The sequence below is a fragment of the Facklamia sp. P13064 genome, assembly GCF_050409425.1.
Classification (GTDB): Bacteria; Bacillota; Bacilli; order Lactobacillales; family Aerococcaceae; genus Facklamia.
This window is the reverse complement of sequence record NZ_JBNUPM010000001.1, coordinates 45,082-62,902: the sequence shown is the minus strand read 5'-3', so window position 1 is coordinate 62,902 and position 17,821 is coordinate 45,082. Positions and strand designations below refer to the sequence as shown.

Genomic DNA, 17,821 nt, shown 5'->3' with positions numbered 1-17,821 from the left:
AAGGAGAATGATTATGGACTTATTTGAAAAAACTAAAGAACGTTTAATTCGTTACGCTAAGATTAATACTCGCTCGGATGAGAATTCAACCACCATTCCATCGACTGACATTCAATTTGACCTTTTAAATCTTTTGGTCGATGAATTAAAAGCAATCGGTATGGAAGAAGTGGTGTTAAATCCTGAAAATGCCTTTGTCACAGCTACTTTACCGGCTAATACTGATAAAGAAGTAGCCAGCATTGGCTTTATTGCTCACGTAGATACAGCCGACTTTAATTCTGAAAATGTGCAGCCACAAGTCTTTGAAAACTACGACGGTAAAGATCTGCACTTGAGTGAAGATTGGGTAATGAGAGTTAGTGAATTTCCTAACCTACCACCTTATAAAGGTCAAACCCTCATTACCACTGATGGAACTACTCTGTTAGGGGCTGATGATAAGTCCGGTATTGCTGAGATTGTGACCGCTATGGAGTACTTAATCCAACATCCAGAAATCAAACATGGTAAAATCCGTGTAGCCTTTGGTCCGGATGAAGAAATTGGACGTGGAGCAGATCACTTTGATGCAGAAGGTTTTGCGACAGACTTTGCTTATACCATGGATGGCGGACCGGTTGGCGAGTTAGAATATGAATCCTTTAACGCGGCTCAAGCAGTATTGAAAATTCGTGGTAAAAATATACACCCAGGAACTGCTAAAGGCAAAATGATTAATGCCACAACCATTATGAATCTCTTCATGTCTGATCTTCCACAAGCAGAAGTACCAGAGCAAACTTCTGGCCGCGAAGGTTTCTATCATGTCTTAAGTGTAGAAGGGACGGTCGATGAAGCAGAATTAGTGCTAATTATTCGTGACTTCAACCGTGATCTTTTTGAAAAGCGTAAAGCCAAGGTGGAAGAAATCGTTGCTAACATCAACAAAGAATATGCTGAACCACCTATCACATTGGAAATGAAAGACCAATATTACAACATGGCTGAAATCATTGAAAAGGATATGACACCGGTTGACCTAGCCCAAGCAGCCATGGAAGCTTTAGATATTCCTGTTAACATTGTGCCTATCCGTGGTGGAACCGACGGTTCAAAGATTTCCTTCATGGGGATTCCAACCCCAAATATCTTTGCCGGTGGCGAAAACATGCACGGACGCTTTGAATTCGTGGCAGTTGAATCCATGGTTAAGGCGACAGAAGTAATTATCAAAATTGCGGAATTAAATGCCCAATAAGCAAAAGTAAAATAATAATTACAGGCTGGAGCAGGGATCCAGCCTGTTCTTCTACCCAAAGGAGGAGATAGCGTGACGATTCAATTTGTTACCGGCGACTTGAGTCAAAATAAAAAAAGCCTTCTTATTCAAGCCATCATGGACCAATTGAAAGAAACACCTGACTTAAAAGTCTATTATATCGTGCCAGAACACTTGAAATTTGAAATGGAAAAGTTTGTCTTAGAAGAAATCCGTGACCATCAAGTGGACCAAGTCAGCTCTATTTTTAATTTGCAGGTGGCTTCTTTTTCACGCTTAAACTGGTTCTTGATGAAAGATCAAAAGCCCAGTCATGAGATTAGTGACTTAGGTCTGTCGATGATTGTACGGCAAGTCTTAAACCAATACCGGGAAAACTTAGTGGTTTACCAAAAGCAGGCTCACTATCAAGGTTTTATCGAAGACTTAGTCGTTCTTTTTAAAGAATTTATCGAAGGCAATATTCAAGTGGAAGATTTACAAGTTGAGACAGCGCAAGATTTTACTTGGATGGATTTGGAAATAGAAAAGCAAAAAGAATTACAAATGCTTTATCAAGCCTTTCTAAAGGCACTGAGTGATTTTCGGATTGATAATTTTGCCAAGCAGGAAGACTTGATGGACTATATCAACCATCAAAATTTAAATAAGTATCTCTTTGTAATGGACCACTACTATTACTTTAATAGCCAGGAAATGCAATTACTTTTAAGTTTGGCTAAGCATGCTTGTAAAGTTAAGATTGTCTTACCCATCAAGAGCGCTGAATTAAGGGCTAATCAAGCCTTGATGACTACCGCTTTACCTTATGCAACCTACTACCGCATTCGCAGTTTAGCTCAGCAGATGGGACTAGCGATTGAACCCGATTGGGAAATTAAAGACCAGGCTTTTAACTACCAAGATTCGATTTTGAGCTTAGCGCAAGCCTTTAAAGCCCAACAAGACTTACTGCCATCAGCTACCCACCAAAGAGCTGATAGAAACTTTAACTGCCACCGCTTTTTACAATTTGATTCCATCCAGAGTGAATTACGGTATGTCTCCAATCGCATTCATTATCTGGTTACAAAAAAAGGCTACCGTTATAAAGACATTCAAGTCTACACCCGAGATTTAGAAGCCTATCAATCCATGATTGCTCCGATTCTAGCGGCCAATCAAATTCCTTATTTCTTTGACCATGCTAAGGCTATGACCGACCATCCACTTTTTACCCTTATCCAACATCTCATTCGCCTGGACCGCTATAACTGGCGACTGATTGATATTTTAGAAGTTTTAAAATCTCCTTTGGTAAGGCTGGAGCAGTTTCATTCGGCTTTTGCTGAATTAGCTGACCAAGACTTAGAGCGCTTGGTCTATTCCTTTGAGAATTATTTAATAGCCTATCAGTATGAGGGTTATCGCTTTGCTAACCTATCCTATGACTGGCTCTTTATGACGGAAGATGTTTTTTTTCATTCAGCTGAAGGACAGGTCTATGATTTTACACTGGCTGAGGCCTTTAGCTGGATTAGGACCTATCTGGTTGAACACTTTGGATTTAATAAAAAAGCCCTAAAAAGCAGCAAAGGCCAGAATGGATTAGCCGCTAGCTTCTATCAAAAATTAGAAGCAATCGGCATCAGGCAAGCTCTTATGGATTTAAGGGACCGAGCACTTCAAAAGGGTCAGATTGAACAATCGCGCCAAGATGAACAAGTTTGGCAGGTATTGGTCAATAGTCTCGATGAATACCACCAAATCTATGGGCAAGCAGATTTAGACCTAGCCACCTTCTTTGAAATCCTAGAAGCTGGTCTTTCAGCAGCGACCTATCATATCATTCCACCTACTTTGGACCAAGTGATGATTTCAAATATTGTGTCCCCTCAAGTTCAACCTTGTAAAATTGCCTTTGTGATTGGTATGGATCAAAAAGCCTTGCCAGCTAAACAGGCTAGGGATAGTTTGTTGACCCCCAGACATCGCCAAGCTATCAATCAAGAACTTTTAGCCCATCAATATTTATCCGATCAGGAACATCAAGGGTATCAAATGGAATACTTATTAGCTTATCAAGTCTTACTGTTAGCGACGGATCAATTGATTATTTCCTATGCCATTCATCAAGGCGACCAAGTCCGTAACTTTTCACCATGGTTGCAACAAGCGGCAGACATCGCCAATCTTAAACTGATTCACCAAGCTGACTATAGTAGAGATGCAACTTTAGAAACGCCTTTAAGACTAGCCGATTTTGGACGGTATGCCAGTAACAAGGCCCCTATTTTATATCAAATCCATCAAGACTTTGTGCAGGGTAAAAGCCCTCAGCCCGCTTTCTTAGAATTATTAAAGTTGATGGTTGATTATGAAAGGCAAAACAAAGCAAGCCTTAAAGCAAGTGGCATCGTCGACTTAATTATTCAAACCTTTTATTTTAATGACCTACCGGATAAGATTGATAGCAATTTAGCCTTAGCACTCTTCGGTCGCAACTTATCACTATCGGTGTCTCGGATTGAACAGTTTTTTGCTGACCCTTATTCCCACTTTTTACGCTATGGATTACGATTGAAGGAAAGAGAACGTTTTGAACTGGATGCTGCGCTTTCAGGTGATTACTTCCACCAGGCCTTAGACCAGTTCAATCAATTGGTACAAGCCCAAGGGAAATCTTTAGCTGACTTGTCAGAAGAAGAAGTTAAGGACTTATTAGGTGGAGTGATTGACGCTTTAAACCAAGATCCTAATTACCAAGTGCTCAGCAAACATCCGCGGATGCAGGCGATTCATCATCTATTAAATCAACGCCTGCTTTATTTTGTTCAATTAATGCAAGAACAAAACAATTTGACTCATTACCAACCCTTAGCCTCAGAATTAGTCTTTGGCACAGGGGGCAATAGTCAAGTGGCTGGCTTTGAATACCCATTGGCTGCGGGAGGATTACTAAGCATAAGAGGGAAGATCGACCGTTTAGATCGTATTCAAAAAGGTCAGCAGAAACTGTTACAAGTGGTCGATTATAAGTCAGGTAAAAAAGACTTTGACTTAGTGGATGCTTATTATGGCTTAGACTTACAATTATTAACTTATTTAGCAGTAGCTTTGAAAAATTATCCTGATTACCAGCCTCTGGGTGCTTTTTACCAGCATCTTTTACCAAGTTTTTATAAAGCGGACAAACATTATGCCCAAGGAGAAGTTGATCAACAGACTAAGACGCTTTTAAGTCAACGAACATTGAGAGGGTTTGTAACCATTGAGGCGGATGACTTACAAATAGTTGAATCCTTTGATCACCAAGCTAGTAAAAGTCGCATTTATCCGGTGACTTATACCAAGACGGGCTATCATGCTAGAAGTCCTTTCTTTACTAAAGAAGAAGTCGATTTACTCTTAGATTATACGCATTATCAATTCCAACAAGCAGCTCAGGCTATTCAAAGTGGTGATATTGCCTTAGCTCCTTTTTACGAAAATCCTTATACCCTCTCCTTAAATGCTCAATACCGAGTGATTACAGGCTTCGATGGAACACAATCCTTCCACCGTTATCGCCATAAGCAAGTCAATAAAAAAGAAGTTTTGGCTCATATGAAGGAAAAATTACTTAACAAAGCAGCAAGCGAAGGAGGCGATCATCATAGAAACCTTACCGATTAAACCGGATAATAGTAAATTTAACAACGAACAATGGCAGGCTATTCATCAAAGGGGAAATAATATCTTAGTCGCTGCGTCAGCGGGTTCAGGTAAGACCACGGTCTTAATCGAACGGATTATGAATCATCTACTGACACGTTATGCCGAATTGAAAGAAGTCTTAGTCGTGACCTTTACTGAGTCTGCGGCCAATGAGATGAAAGAACGAATGGAGAAACGGTTAAAATCAGCGGTGAACCAATCGCTAGACGGGGAAGAAAAGCGATACATGCTTAGTCAAATTAATCAGCTGCCTAGTGCCCACATCCAAACACTTCATTCATTTTGTTTATTTGTGATTCAAAACTTCTTCTATCTGGAAGATATTAATCCAGCCTTCAACCTCTTAAGTGATGAAAGTCAAAAACAAGTCATGGTGGAAGAAGTCTGGGACAAGCTTATTGATCAAATTAGTCAAGCCGATTCTCAACTGGCAGTCACACAAGCCGATTATCAAGACCTATTAATTCGTTTAACCAGTGGTCGTGATGATCAAGCCTTGCGTTCAATTGTTTTAGATATTTATGAGTTTGCCCGCGCCAATCCGGAACCCTTAATCTGGTTGGACCAAATGGTGGCTGAGACCGATGGTTTGGAAAGCTTTTGGAAGAGTGAACTCTATCAAGAAAGTCTAAAAATCCAACTTCAAGCACAGTTAAAGCTTGCTGATCGTTCTTATCAAGATGGCTTGAGTCTCTTAGCTTCTTGTTCAAGGCCGACGCTAGATAAGTTTGAACCAGTATTATCTGCAGAAGGGCAGCGCGTGGTCGAACTAACAGAAGCTTTCTTACAAAACGATATGGCCCACTTTAGTCAACTTTTAGATAACCTAAGCTTTAGCCGCTGGCCGAGTTCAAGAGGAAAAGCCCATGAAGAAGACTTAGAAACACTGCAAATAATTAAGCAATACCGTCAAGCTAGTAAGGAAACTTTAGTTAAGATTCAGTCTTACTTTCCTTATCCTTACCAAACTATGCAGGAAGTCGAAGCGGCGATTCAACCCTACTTAAGAAAATTAAGCGATCTAAGTAAATTATTTTACCAAGCCATGCAAGACTATAAATTTCAAGAAGGGTGGATTGATTATTCAGATCTTGAGCACTTAACCTTGCAGATTTTAGCGCCTTATAATGCTCAATTAGGAAAACGTAAGCCATCGGCGGCAGCTGAATATTTTCAAGCCCTCTTTGAAGAAGTCTTAGTGGATGAGTATCAAGACATTAACGAAATCCAAGCAGCCATCTTATCCTACTTATCACGTGAAAGGGTGGAAGCGACCAAAGGCAATCTCTTTATGGTAGGAGATGTTAAACAGTCTATCTATGGCTTTCGGATGGCAGAACCATCCCTATTCCTCCAAAAATACCGTACTTACCAAACCAGTGACCAAGGTCACTTGATTATCTTGGATAAGAATTACCGCTCAAGGGACCAAGTCCTTAACTTTACCAATTATCTGTTTGAACGCTTGATGGATGAATCCTTTGGAGAAATGACCTATGGTAAAAATGAGCGTTTGATGACCGGCAACCAGGACTTCACAATTGCAAAGGAAATAGACCACTATGCCATTGAATTGCTCTTACATAGCAAGGAACGCTCAGACGAAGAAGATCAAATGCAAGCAGATCGTCCTGATTTATTAATAGACAAGGGAATTGATTACCAAGCCCATCTAATTGCTCAAGATATCCAAGCCAAGTTGCGCGCAGGCTATCAAATCTATGATAAAGAATTGGGTAGGGATCGTTTGATGACCTTTAAGGATATTGTGGTGCTAAGTTCTACCAAATCCAGCTTTGCCAATTTGCAGGCAGCCTTCAGCCATTACCAGCTACCTTTTACTTCACAAGCCATTGAGACCTATTTCCAGCGACAAGAGATTCAGTTAATTTTAGCCCTCTTAAAATTAATCGATAATCCCATGCAGGATATTCCTCTGGTCGCTATTCTCAAGTCTTTCTTTGTAGGCTTGAGTGACAATGACTTAGCCTTGATTCGGGTTAATCATCCACAAGCTTCCTTCTATCAAGCGGTAGAAGGCTTATTGAGTCAAGTATTTGAAAAGGATCATCCATTATTAGCCATACAAAAGAAAGTGCAAAACTTTTTTACCCAACTTGCAAAATGGCGTGACTTTGCTGGCCACCAGGCTATTGATGAAGTCATCTGGCAAATCTATCTAGACACTTCCTTCTTAGACTATGTGGTGGGCTTAGATATGGGGCGCCAACGTCAGCTTAATCTTCATGCTTTTTATCAAAAAGCTCAAACCATTAATCAAGGTTTAGGAGGCAGTTTAGCAAGTTTTATCCACTATATTGAGACTCTTTTAGAACAAGACAAAGACTTGGCAGAACCCCTACAATTAGACAAGGATCAAAATATGGTGCGGGCTATGACCATTCATGCTTCTAAGGGGAGTGAGTTCCCGGTTGTCTATTTAATTAACAGTAATCACCGCTTTAATTTAATGGATAGCCAAAAAGCTATTGTGGCGACCAAGCATTATGGAGTGGGTATGAACCACTACCAAACGGATGACTTTGTCTATTATCAATCCATCAGTAAAACCTCGCGACAAATGCTCCTAGATCAAGCAGCAAAAGCCGAAGAATTAAGGGTACTCTATGTAGCTTTGACGCGAACCGAGCAGAAATTAATGATAGTGGGTTCGATTGAGAGTAGGGAAAAATGGCAAGAAAAGGGCGACCATTATCAGATGATGACTGACCCTGACAGCTTGCAAGTGGCCCTAGAACTCAGATCACAAGCTAATAGTTTCTTGGATTGGATTCATCAGGCAACTTCCCTCGCTCAAAGAAACCATCAATCACTCGCCACAATTACTGCTCAAGACTTTATCACACGTATCTATACTGAAGACCAAATTCAAGCCAATGTACCTAGCGTGACGGCTAGCCATCCAATAGCCAGCCCGCCGGCCTGGTTGAAGGCGCTACAAAAGGGCGAAGCTTTCGATCAACCCAAGCACAAGCATGAGAGGATCAACCAGCTTGAAGAATTGCTAACTGCCCAATACCCTTATCAATTAGCCAGTCAGACAGCTGCCTATCAATCTGTTTCGGAATTAAAACGTTTGTTCGAAGAACCACCGCATCCAGCTCTTTCTTTTTATGCAGACCGGCGGAAGGAATCTATGCATGAGCTAGATGCATCCATTGATATAGATCAAGGGAATCAAGGGATTCAAGGGATTCGCTATACGCAAGATACCTTTGAAGCCCCAAGCTTTATGCAGTCCAAAACGCTTGATGCAGCTCGGATAGGAACTTTGAACCACTATCTGATGGAGCAGGTGGACTTTGGTCCCTTTAAATTAGCTGACCCAGCCGATTATAATCAGATCTTACAAGACCAGATCCAATCGATGATTGAGCGAGGTTTGATGGAAGCAGAAGATCGGCCACATCTGTACCTGGAAACAATTCTTAACTTCCTCCGAAGTCCGATCGGCCAACAAATGATAGAAAACAGCGATCAACTTAAACGGGAACAAGCTTTTTCTTACCTGGTACCGGCTAAGGACTTGTTCGCCAATCTGACTGAGAGCAAGCAAAGTATGCAGATGGAGCAAGATTCGATTCTGGTTCACGGGGTAATTGATAGCTATTATGTGATACCTAATCAAGGTTTTGTCTTGATTGACTTCAAGACGGACCGCTACCGTCCGCATCTGAGTCAATCCAAACAAGAACAATTGGAAGGGTTAAAAGACAAGTATCGCTACCAGTTGAAACTTTACAAGGACGCCTTAGCTAGCCACCTTAAACTACCTAATATCGGTACTTATATCGTGGCCTTAGGCTTCGACCAGGTGGTTGCGATGGATGAACAGATGAATCAGCAATCGTTTTATTAAGCATTCGCAAAAGAAGCATGGGTCTTTTGACCTAAGCCTAAAGCGGATGCTTTTTTTCAGATGAATGCTCGCAAGGGATCGCTTGCTTTTAAAGGTTGTTTAGGGTAAACTTTCCCTAAACAAGGCAAGTTTATAAAATTTCCTTGAATGAGGAAAGAAATATCAATTACTTTCCTCAAGGAAAGGGGAACCTAACCAGTTATGATCGTAAGATTCTTCTAACAATGGTAAAAAATGAAGTAAGTAGGCAGTAGGCAGGAAGGAGGAGTTCGATGGCTAGTGATGTGGTTATTATCGGGGATTTTATTAAGTCTAAGCAAATCAAAGAACGTAAGGTATTCCAAAAGCAAGTGCAAGACATATTCAAGCGCCTTAATCAGAAGTATCAAAAGCAGTTGCTTTCTCAATTGACCTTAACAGTTGGCGATGAGTTTCAAGTGATTATGAAGTTGGATTCAAACTGGCTGAACTTTTTAGATGACTTATATGTCACATTGCCCCATCCTTTTCGGCTGGGAATCGGTATCGGTGAGATCACGACGGCCATCGATCCTGAACGAAGTATCGGAGCCGATGGTCCAGCCTTTTGGCGAGCGCGGGAGGCGATTGAAGCTGTCCACCGTAATCATTATGGTAACAAGTGTCATCTGGCGCTCAGGACCCAAGACGACTCGATTAATCAGATGGTCAATAGCCTGTTTCTCTTGAGTGAAACCTTGAAAAGCCAATGGACCGACCTGCAACGGGAGACTTTCAAGTTGATGCTTGAAGAAGGGATCTACCAAGCGGAATTTGATCAGGCCCATTTTGCCCAAACGATTCAAATCAGTCAGAGCAGTCTGAGCAAGCGCTTATCACTGGGTAATATTAAGATCTACTTGAGGGGTCGAGAAACGATTGCAGAATTTTTGGAGGGGAATCATGAGTCCCTTTAATCAATGGACAATCATGATTTTAATCCTGCACTTTTTAGGTGATTTTCAATTATAAAGTCCTCAATTAGCTGTAGACAAGCAGCCTAACAGGCAAGCCTTGGCAACTCATTTAGCGATTCATGGCCTTTTTTTCTTCTATCCCTTAATCCGGAGCTTATACTATCAAGTCTTTTGGCCGGCCTTTTATGCTTATCTGATGCTTTGGATTAGTTACAGTCTGATCGACTGTATAAAGAGTGGCTTTGACAAGCTTCAGCCTTCTTATCGCTTATATACTTTCTTAATTGATCAAATCCTACATATTGTCCTCATCATTCTGTTAGGCCAAGTGTTTTTTACTAACTCCTTAGGGTCTGTTTTCCCTGCGTTTTGAACCGTCAAATGCTGACGGGGTTATTAGCGATCCTTTTGGTCGGCAAGCCGGCTAATGTTTTATTTAAACTAGCCTTCAGTCCTTATCCTCACAGTCAGGCCATTCAGCAAGAAGGTCTACAAGGGACGGGCGCTTTAATCGGTCATTTGGAGCGGATTCTTTCCTTGATCTTTTTAGTCATGGGCCAGGTGAATGCGATTGGTTTAATTTATACGGCCAAATCCATTGCGTGTTTCAAACGTTTAGAAGAAGACAAGGAGGTTGCGGAGTATTATTTGAATGGAAGCTTATACAGTATTCTGTATGCCCTGTGTGTCTATTTCTTAGTCTTAGCTAGTTAGCAGCTATTAAATGAAAAAAGGAGGCCCCAAACATGAAAGTAAAGATTCTATTTATCCTTCTTGTAGCGCTAGTGACCTATCTAGTCTGGTTGGCTAGTCATTTAGACATTGGTCAAGAAGCGGTTGAAGCTGAGGTGGTGATTGTACCAGGTGGGGAAATAGTTCGTCCCTTGAAGGCAGCTGAATTAATCCAAGAAGGCTATGTCACATCACACTCAATGATTGTTTCTCCCTTAAATGAGTTTATCGGCACCAAACCCTTAATTGACTTTATAATTGACACCGGTTTATCGGAAGACCAAGTGATTGGAGAATTAGAAGCAACTTCTACTTGGACCAATGCGACCAATTCTATCGCCATCATGGAAGAAAGGGGATGGCAAACGGCCTTAGTAGTTACGACCGACTATCATAGCCGGCGCACTCGATTGGTTTTTGAGCGTGCGAGTCGGGGAAAGGATATGCACTTTTATTATGTCAGTGCTTATTTAAAGAATGCTCAGGGTGAGGAAGTCCTTTATCAAGACAGTCGCCAGGCCTTAAGGATAATGGCTTCTGAAGTCTATAAATACATCGGCTATTATCTAGAACTCTATTATTGGATTGACCAATAAATAATTGAATTAGAAAAGGTAGACAAAAATGACAAAACGTTTTATTCCATTTGATTTATTACGAGGGCTTGCAACGATAGCGGTCCTCTTGATTCATCTTACAGCCCCTTTATTAGGAGAAAATAAATTATGGATCCTAGCCCTTAATCAAGCGACACGCTTTGCGGTAGCAGTCTTTTTAATGCTTTCAGGTTGGGGTTTGGATCGGACCGATGCTTTGGATTCACAACTTGATTACCCCGCCTTCTTAAAAGACCGCCTCATAAAAATTATCCCGGCCTATTTGTGCTGGTCTTTAATCTATGCTTGGGCTAATTTCTGGTTGGTAGGTGAAGAATTGAGTCTTTTGACCTTCTTGCAGTTTCTCTTGCTAGGGAAGACTTCCTATCACTTGTATTTTGTTCCATTAATTGTGGGACTTTATATCTTTTACCCACTTTTATCTAAAATTGCCGATAACAAGTACTTAGCCATAGCCTTCGTGGGTCTTTTCATCTTCCAAGATGTCAGTGATCACCTACTAGGCTATATTCCTTATGATAAGGTCCAAGACTATTATAGCTATGCTTTTTGCTTCTTCTTTGGCATTTGGTTAAGCCGAGACTTTCAAGCTAAGCTTAAAAGCTTTCAAGTTTATCGTTATGGTATCTTGATTTATACGGTAATAATGCTAGGCTTGTTGATTGAAGAATCTTATCTAAGTGGGGGAGCAGTGATTGCCAATACAAGACCTTTGGTTACTTTCTATTCGATCGGTTTGGTCTTGACTTTTATGTTATATAGGTTGCCTTTTGAGAAGCTTTTCCTATGGTTTAGCCGGTATTCTTTCTTAATTTATCTTTCTCATGTTCTTTTCTTGAAATTACTTGAAGGGACGGTTGAAAAAATGGCTTTATCGATGCCCCCTCTTATCTATGTTAGTGTGGTTGGAAGTGGGTTATTAATATGCCTTTATCTCTTAATAAAAGTTGTCGACCGTGAGCCTTTTAAACGCTGGCTTAGCTAGGTTATGTAATAAATGTAATCTTTGAAAGAAAAACGAAGAATGCCTTCAAAATGAGATTTCTTGTGTTATACTTTTAGCGGTGAATATTATCATAATGAGGAGACTAATCATGAAGAAAATATTACTATCTTCTCCACACATGAGTGAGGAGAGGTATGAACAAGCTTATGTTCAAGAAGCTTTTGATACCAATTGGATTGCACCATTAGGAGCCAATGTCGATGGCTTTGAAAAAGAGCTGAGTCAGATTGTAGGCATCAAATACGCTACGGCTTTAGCTTCTGGAACGGCAGCCATTCATTTAGCCCTTAAAGCTGTTGGAGTGGGGCAAGACGATATTGTATTTTGTCAGTCCTTGACTTTCTCTGCCTCAGCTAATCCTATTCGCTATGAGAAAGCCATTCCTGTCTTTATTGATTCAGAAGAAGATACTTGGAATATGGATCCCAAAGCTTTAGAAAAGGCTTTTCAAAAATATAAACCAAAAGCAGTCATTGTCGTTCACTTATATGGTATCTCGGCTAAAATTGATGAAATCAAAGCGATTTGCGAAAAATATAATACCCCTTTAATCGAAGATGCTGCAGAGAGTTTAGGGACTGTCTATAAGGGACAGTGGACGGGTACTTTTGGTGACTATGGCATATATTCTTTTAATGGTAATAAGATCATCACCACTTCTGGTGGGGGAATGTTGGTTTCGAATAATGAAGCAGGTATACAAAAGGCTAAATTCTGGGCGACCCAGGCTCGTGAAAGCTTCCCATGGTATCAGCATGAAGAAATCGGTTATAATTACCGAATGTCGAATGTGGTAGCTGGTATTGGTCGTGGCCAATTAAAAGTACTGAAAGACCGCGTGGAGAAGAAACGGGCTATTTATCATGCCTATGCAGAAGGCTTTAAGGATATTGAACAAATCAAAATGGGGCCTGATCGAATGGAGCAAGGAGACTTTGCTAATCATTGGCTAACTGCTATTACGATCGAAAGTGACACTATTCAACCGATGGATATCATTCAAGTTCTAGCCGAAGAAAATATTGAAGCGCGTCCTGTCTGGAAACCTATGCACTTACAACCCGTCTTTAAAGATTATGATTACGTAGGTGGAAATGTGGCTGAAAAGCTCTTTAATAAAGGAATTTGTTTGCCGTCTGATTCGAAGATGACAATGGACGATGTCGATCGAGTAATTGAAATTGTTAAGGGAATGATTTAATGCAAGGTTATCAATCTTTTTATGCTAAATATATTAAACGATTCCTAGATATCATACTATCCTTACTGGCTTTAATTGTTCTTTCACCAATAATAATTATTACAGGTATTTTGGTAAGAATTAAGTTGGGTAGTCCAATTCTTTTTAAGCAGAAAAGGCCGGGAATCAATGAAGAAATTTTTGAGATGTTAAAATTTCGTACGATGACGGATAAAAGAGATGAAAATGGGAATCTGTTACCTGATTCTGTTCGATTAACGAGTTTTGGCAAAAAACTAAGAGCTACTAGTCTTGATGAGTTACCAGAATTATTAAATATTCTCAAAGGTGATATGAGTATAGTGGGGCCTAGACCATTGTTAATTAGCTATCTTGAATTGTACAATGAAACTCAGAGTAAGAGACATTTAGTTAGACCGGGTTTAACAGGCTTAGCTCAAATCAAGGGAAGAAATTCTTTGAAATGGTCTGAACGATTTAAATTTGATGTTGAGTATACGCAATCGGTTTCATTTCTCATTGATTTAAAAATAATCCTTTCAACTATTCGAATTGTTATTAATAGAGAAGGAATCTCGTCAGATAGTTCAGTCACAATGGAAGCTTTTAGAGGAAATAACGAATGAAAGTAAATAAATATAAAACGCTTGTAATAATTGGTGCAGGTGGCCATGCTAAAGTATGTTATGAAATTGCTCTTTTAATGAATAAATGGGATACAATCATAATTTTAGATGATAATTTAGAAAATAATTTTTTTGAAATTTCAGGCAAAGTTAATGATTATAAAAAATATCTTAATTCAGCAGATTTTTTTGTAGCTATTGGATCGAACGAGACGAGATCAAAAATCTATGAAGATATTCTGGAACAAAGCGGATCATTGGCTACTTTGATTCATCCGAATGCGATATTAAGTGAGTATCTTAAAATAGGAGAGGGGACTGTGATCATGCCGGGTGTGATTATCAATGCTGATAGTGAGATTGGCAAAGGGGTAATTTTAAATACTTCTTGCACCATTGATCATGATAATAATATAGGTGATTATGTACATATTTCACCAGGAGCACATTTAGCTGGCAATGTTACTGTGGAGGGAAAAACTTGGGTAGGAATAGGTAGTAATATAATTAATAATATTAAAATTTCAAAAAATTGTATTATAGGTGCTGGCTCATTAGTTTTGACAAATATTCAAGTTTCAGACATATATATAGGTAGTCCTGTCAAAAAACAAAAAAATTAAGAAAGGTTAAATTTTCACATTAACTTTAAACAAAACTAGGTGGTTGTTATGAAAATATTTTTTTACTTTAGTGGTTTTATAATATTTTGGGCTATGATTGGTTACCCTACTTCACTAATGATTTTTGATAAATTTATTAATTTTGAAAAAAATTTGACTTCCGAAGACTATACTCCTTCTGTTACTATTATGGTAGTCGCTCATAATGAAGAAAAAGTAATTTTAGAAAAACTCAATAATATATGTAAATTAAATTATCCTTCTGATAAACTAAGAATTTTAGTTGCATCAGATAATAGCTCTGATGCAACTAACGAGATTGTCAGAAAATTTATAAGTGATAATTCTAAAATTAATTTAGAATTATACATTACTAAAAAGAGAGAAGGGAAAACTAATGCACAAAATGAAGCATATTCACTAATTAAATCTGAGTATTTAGTCATGACAGATGCTAACTCTATGTTAGAAGAAAATGCAATTATAAATTTAATGAAATACTTTACTAGCGACAAAATAGCTTATGTTTGTGGAAATTTAGTTTATATTAATGACGAGATAAAATCTGCCAAATCTGAATCTGTTTATTGGAACTTTGATAAGAAGATGAGAGATATCGAAAGTAGAGCCCAGACTATTACAGCAGGAAATGGAGCTCTGTATGCTGTAAGAACTAAAGATTACATTATTACTCCTAATATATATAGTCATGACTTCTTCTTTCCTTTAAAGTTTGGATTAAATCAAAAAAGATCAATTTATGCCCCGGATGCTTTAGTCTTTGAAAAAGCAGGAGAAAAAAATTCTGATGAATTTAAGAGAAAAGTTAGAATGAATAGAAATATTTTGCTAAATATAATTCCAACTTTAAAGATTTTTAATATTTTTAAGTTTAAGTGGTTTTCATATTTTTATTTTGGACATCGAACTACTCGATATTTATTATGGCTTGCTCACATCATATTTTTCTTTAGTAATTGTTTTCTGGTTCAGCATAGTTTCTTTTATATAATTACTTGGCTTCTGCAAATTTTCTGTTATATTACTTGCCTCTTAGTTAATAAAAAAATTATAACAAATCAAGTTGGACAGTATATCTATTATTATTCGATGACTGTTGCTGCTCAATGGGTCGGAGTATGGAATATAATAAGTGGAAAGAACAAGCCATTTTGGGACAAGGCTCAAAGTACAAGATAGAAATAAAAATACAATAATTCTCTTTTCTATAACTATAATAAAAATATCTGATAGAATTTCAGCTTTATTACGATTTTATCGAAAAAGCTTTATAAAGGGTGGCTAAATTTATGATTAAAAATTTATCAATTTTTATATGTACTATAAATAACGAAATCGAAAATCTTTTTATTAAAAGTTATAGTGGATATAATTTAACTATTTTAAATCAAAGACCTAAATTTCTCTCAAAAAAAAGTACTCTGGCAACTAAGAAAAATATTAGATGGTATGATATTGATAACAAAGGGTTAAGTGCAAATAGAAATTTCGCTATATCATTAATTGATACTAACAATGAATTTGTATATTTAACTGATGATGACATAATTATTGATAAAAACTTCAATGAAAAATTTTCAGAAGTTGTAAAAAAAAATAAGGATATTGATATATTTGCTTTTAATGTTAAAAAATCAAATGGAGAATTAAAAGAGAATCTAAACATAATTAAAAATATCGGATTCTTAAGTAGTATGAAATTATCTTCTGTTCAACTAGTATTTCGTTCGAAAGTATTTATTGATGGGAAAATAAGGTATGATGAAAGGTTTGGAACAGGGGCTAAATATAAAATGGGTGAAGAAAACATCTTACTCTTTGATTTATTAAGAAAGAAATATAAAATTAAGTATTTCCCAATACAAATTGGGACCTTAATGGATAATGAATCTTCTTGGTTTAACGGATTCAATGATAAATATTTTTTTGATCGAGGAGCTGTCTTCAGAAGAATGTTTGGACACTTGGCAATCCCATACTCAATAGCTTTCTGTGCAAGAAAATATAAAATTTTTAAATATGAAAACACATTCTTTAATTCGATTTTATACTGTGTAAAGGGGATAAGAGATTTTGACAAAAATGATAAAAAATAAGAAAGTATTAATGGTTAAAAATGGAATTTTTAAAGACGGAGGGGTTGAAACTTTCATAAAAAATTTATACCCTTTTTTATTAAAAGAAGGCTATAAGATAGATTTTTTAGTATTCGATAATTCAGACAACATTTCAAAACAGAATATAGATTATTTTAAAGACTTTGGTAGTTCTTTTTATTATATTCCACTTAAATCTAGTGGAATATTAAATTATTTTATTAGTATGTTTAAATTTTTAAAGAAGAATAATTATGATATAATTCATGATCATTCTGGTATAGGATCTCTAACAAATTTAATTTTATTTAAACTTTTTACAAAATCTAAATATATAGTACATTCACATGGCAGTTCATTGCAAATTAAAAATCTTAATCTAATAAAAAAAAAGCTGTTAAAAAATTATTATTCATTTAGTAAATCAATAATTAGTAATTTCTCTGATAAAAGACTGGCTTGTTCATGGTCTGCAGGAAATTATGCATTTAACGATAACTTCACAGTTCTATATAATGCTACTAATATAGATAAGTTTCAATTTAATGAAAATGATAGAATCACTTTAAGATCTGAATTGAATATTAAAGAAAAGGACTTTGTTTTCTTATTTATTGCCCGTTTCGATAAAAATAAAAATCAAATTTTTTTCGTAGAAGTATTTAACAGACTCAAAAAATCAAATTCCGAATATAATTATAAGTTAATATTTATTGGTGACGGAGAACAAAAAGTGATTATCAAAAATAGACTTAAAGAACTAGGATTAGTTGATGAAGTTATCTTTATAAGCAGTACAAAAATGATTCATAAATTTTATTCTGCAAGTGACTTATTAGTTTTAACTTCTCATAGTGAGGGATTTCCTCTTGTTTTAATTGAATCGCAGGCTAATGGGTTAAATTCATTAGTATCTAAAAATATTACCAATGAGGTGAATATAAATGGAAATGTGCAATTCTTGCCTCTAGATAATATAAATCTATGGGTAAATACGATAAAAATGGATACTAAAATAAATGGTGATTCTCGAAAACAGATTTCTAAAAATATTATTCAATTTGATAGTAGTGAAGTATCTCAAAAATTAAACTATATTTATTCACGGTTGGGGAAGGATGATTAGA

13 protein-coding genes and 1 pseudogene are annotated in these 17,821 nt (G+C 37.3%); all 14 read left to right on the top strand.

Annotated features, from left to right (window positions below):
• Positions 1-13 precede the first annotated feature (13 nt).
• The 14 genes and pseudogenes from pepT to ACQV2S_RS00245 all read left to right on the top strand — a co-directional run bounded on the left by pepT (position 14) and on the right by ACQV2S_RS00245 (position 17,820).
• Positions 14-1,240: a peptidase T gene (gene pepT, locus ACQV2S_RS00310; RefSeq protein ID WP_428873639.1), complete on the top strand. Its 1,227-nt coding sequence runs from the start codon at positions 14-16 to the stop codon at positions 1,238-1,240.
• 72 nt (positions 1,241-1,312) lie between these two features.
• A complete protein-coding gene (locus tag ACQV2S_RS00305; protein WP_428884802.1) occupies positions 1,313-4,915 on the top strand; it encodes a PD-(D/E)XK nuclease family protein in 3,603 nt (1,200 codons plus the stop codon).
• On the top strand, positions 4,890-8,837 hold the full coding sequence (gene addA / locus ACQV2S_RS00300; RefSeq protein ID WP_428884906.1) for a helicase-exonuclease AddAB subunit AddA: 3,948 nt from the start codon (positions 4,890-4,892) through the stop codon (positions 8,835-8,837). Before ACQV2S_RS00305 ends, addA begins: the two co-directional genes overlap by 26 nt.
• Positions 8,838-9,121: 284 nt before the next feature.
• Entirely contained in the window at positions 9,122-9,772 is a 651-nt protein-coding gene (locus tag ACQV2S_RS00295; RefSeq protein ID WP_428874773.1) for a SatD family protein, read from the top strand.
• A gap of 73 nt (positions 9,773-9,845) precedes the next feature.
• Positions 9,846-10,145, top strand: a pseudogene (locus tag ACQV2S_RS00290) (DUF3307 domain-containing protein); the annotation flags it as partial.
• 8 nt (positions 10,146-10,153) lie between these two features.
• On the top strand, positions 10,154-10,486 hold the full coding sequence (locus tag ACQV2S_RS00285; protein WP_428884801.1) for a hypothetical protein: 333 nt from the start codon (positions 10,154-10,156) through the stop codon (positions 10,484-10,486).
• Between the two features lie 32 nt (positions 10,487-10,518).
• Complete coding sequence (locus tag ACQV2S_RS00280; RefSeq protein WP_428884800.1) at positions 10,519-11,100, top strand: YdcF family protein; 582 nt, start codon at positions 10,519-10,521, stop codon at positions 11,098-11,100.
• Positions 11,101-11,128: 28 nt separating this feature from the next.
• Entirely contained in the window at positions 11,129-12,106 is a 978-nt protein-coding gene (locus tag ACQV2S_RS00275; RefSeq protein ID WP_428875876.1) for an acyltransferase, read from the top strand.
• Positions 12,107-12,215: 109 nt separating this feature from the next.
• The gene (locus ACQV2S_RS00270; RefSeq protein ID WP_428884799.1) at positions 12,216-13,328 is read left to right on the top strand and encodes a DegT/DnrJ/EryC1/StrS family aminotransferase; all 1,113 of its coding nucleotides are present in this window, start codon (positions 12,216-12,218) and stop codon (positions 13,326-13,328) included.
• The gene (locus tag ACQV2S_RS00265) at positions 13,328-13,954 is read left to right on the top strand and encodes a sugar transferase (protein ID WP_428884798.1); all 627 of its coding nucleotides are present in this window, start codon (positions 13,328-13,330) and stop codon (positions 13,952-13,954) included. Before ACQV2S_RS00270 ends, ACQV2S_RS00265 begins: the two co-directional genes overlap by 1 nt.
• Positions 13,951-14,577, top strand: coding sequence for an acetyltransferase (locus tag ACQV2S_RS00260; protein ID WP_428884797.1), 627 nt, complete (start codon positions 13,951-13,953; stop codon positions 14,575-14,577). The genes ACQV2S_RS00265 and ACQV2S_RS00260 overlap by 4 nt, the downstream gene beginning before the upstream one ends.
• 48 nt (positions 14,578-14,625) lie before the next feature.
• Entirely contained in the window at positions 14,626-15,777 is a 1,152-nt protein-coding gene (locus tag ACQV2S_RS00255) for a glycosyltransferase (RefSeq protein WP_428884796.1), read from the top strand.
• A gap of 110 nt (positions 15,778-15,887) precedes the next feature.
• On the top strand, positions 15,888-16,694 hold the full coding sequence (locus tag ACQV2S_RS00250) for a hypothetical protein (protein ID WP_428884795.1): 807 nt from the start codon (positions 15,888-15,890) through the stop codon (positions 16,692-16,694).
• On the top strand, positions 16,681-17,820 hold the full coding sequence (locus ACQV2S_RS00245; protein ID WP_428884905.1) for a glycosyltransferase: 1,140 nt from the start codon (positions 16,681-16,683) through the stop codon (positions 17,818-17,820). The genes ACQV2S_RS00250 and ACQV2S_RS00245 overlap by 14 nt, the downstream gene beginning before the upstream one ends.
• The last annotated feature ends 1 nt before the right edge of the window (position 17,821 follow it).

Coding starts and splice junctions, on each gene's coding strand:
- pepT (WP_428873639.1), top strand. CDS start 14: ATGGACTTATTTGAAAAAACTAAAGAACGTTTAATTCGTTACGCTAAG.
- ACQV2S_RS00285 (WP_428884801.1), top strand. CDS start 10,154: ATGCTGACGGGGTTATTAGCGATCCTTTTGGTCGGCAAGCCGGCTAAT.
- ACQV2S_RS00280 (WP_428884800.1), top strand. CDS start 10,519: ATGAAAGTAAAGATTCTATTTATCCTTCTTGTAGCGCTAGTGACCTAT.
- ACQV2S_RS00275 (WP_428875876.1), top strand. CDS start 11,129: ATGACAAAACGTTTTATTCCATTTGATTTATTACGAGGGCTTGCAACG.
- ACQV2S_RS00270 (WP_428884799.1), top strand. CDS start 12,216: ATGAAGAAAATATTACTATCTTCTCCACACATGAGTGAGGAGAGGTAT.
- ACQV2S_RS00265 (WP_428884798.1), top strand. CDS start 13,328: ATGCAAGGTTATCAATCTTTTTATGCTAAATATATTAAACGATTCCTA.
- ACQV2S_RS00260 (WP_428884797.1), top strand. CDS start 13,951: ATGAAAGTAAATAAATATAAAACGCTTGTAATAATTGGTGCAGGTGGC.
- ACQV2S_RS00255 (WP_428884796.1), top strand. CDS start 14,626: ATGAAAATATTTTTTTACTTTAGTGGTTTTATAATATTTTGGGCTATG.
- ACQV2S_RS00250 (WP_428884795.1), top strand. CDS start 15,888: ATGATTAAAAATTTATCAATTTTTATATGTACTATAAATAACGAAATC.
- ACQV2S_RS00245 (WP_428884905.1), top strand. CDS start 16,681: ATGATAAAAAATAAGAAAGTATTAATGGTTAAAAATGGAATTTTTAAA.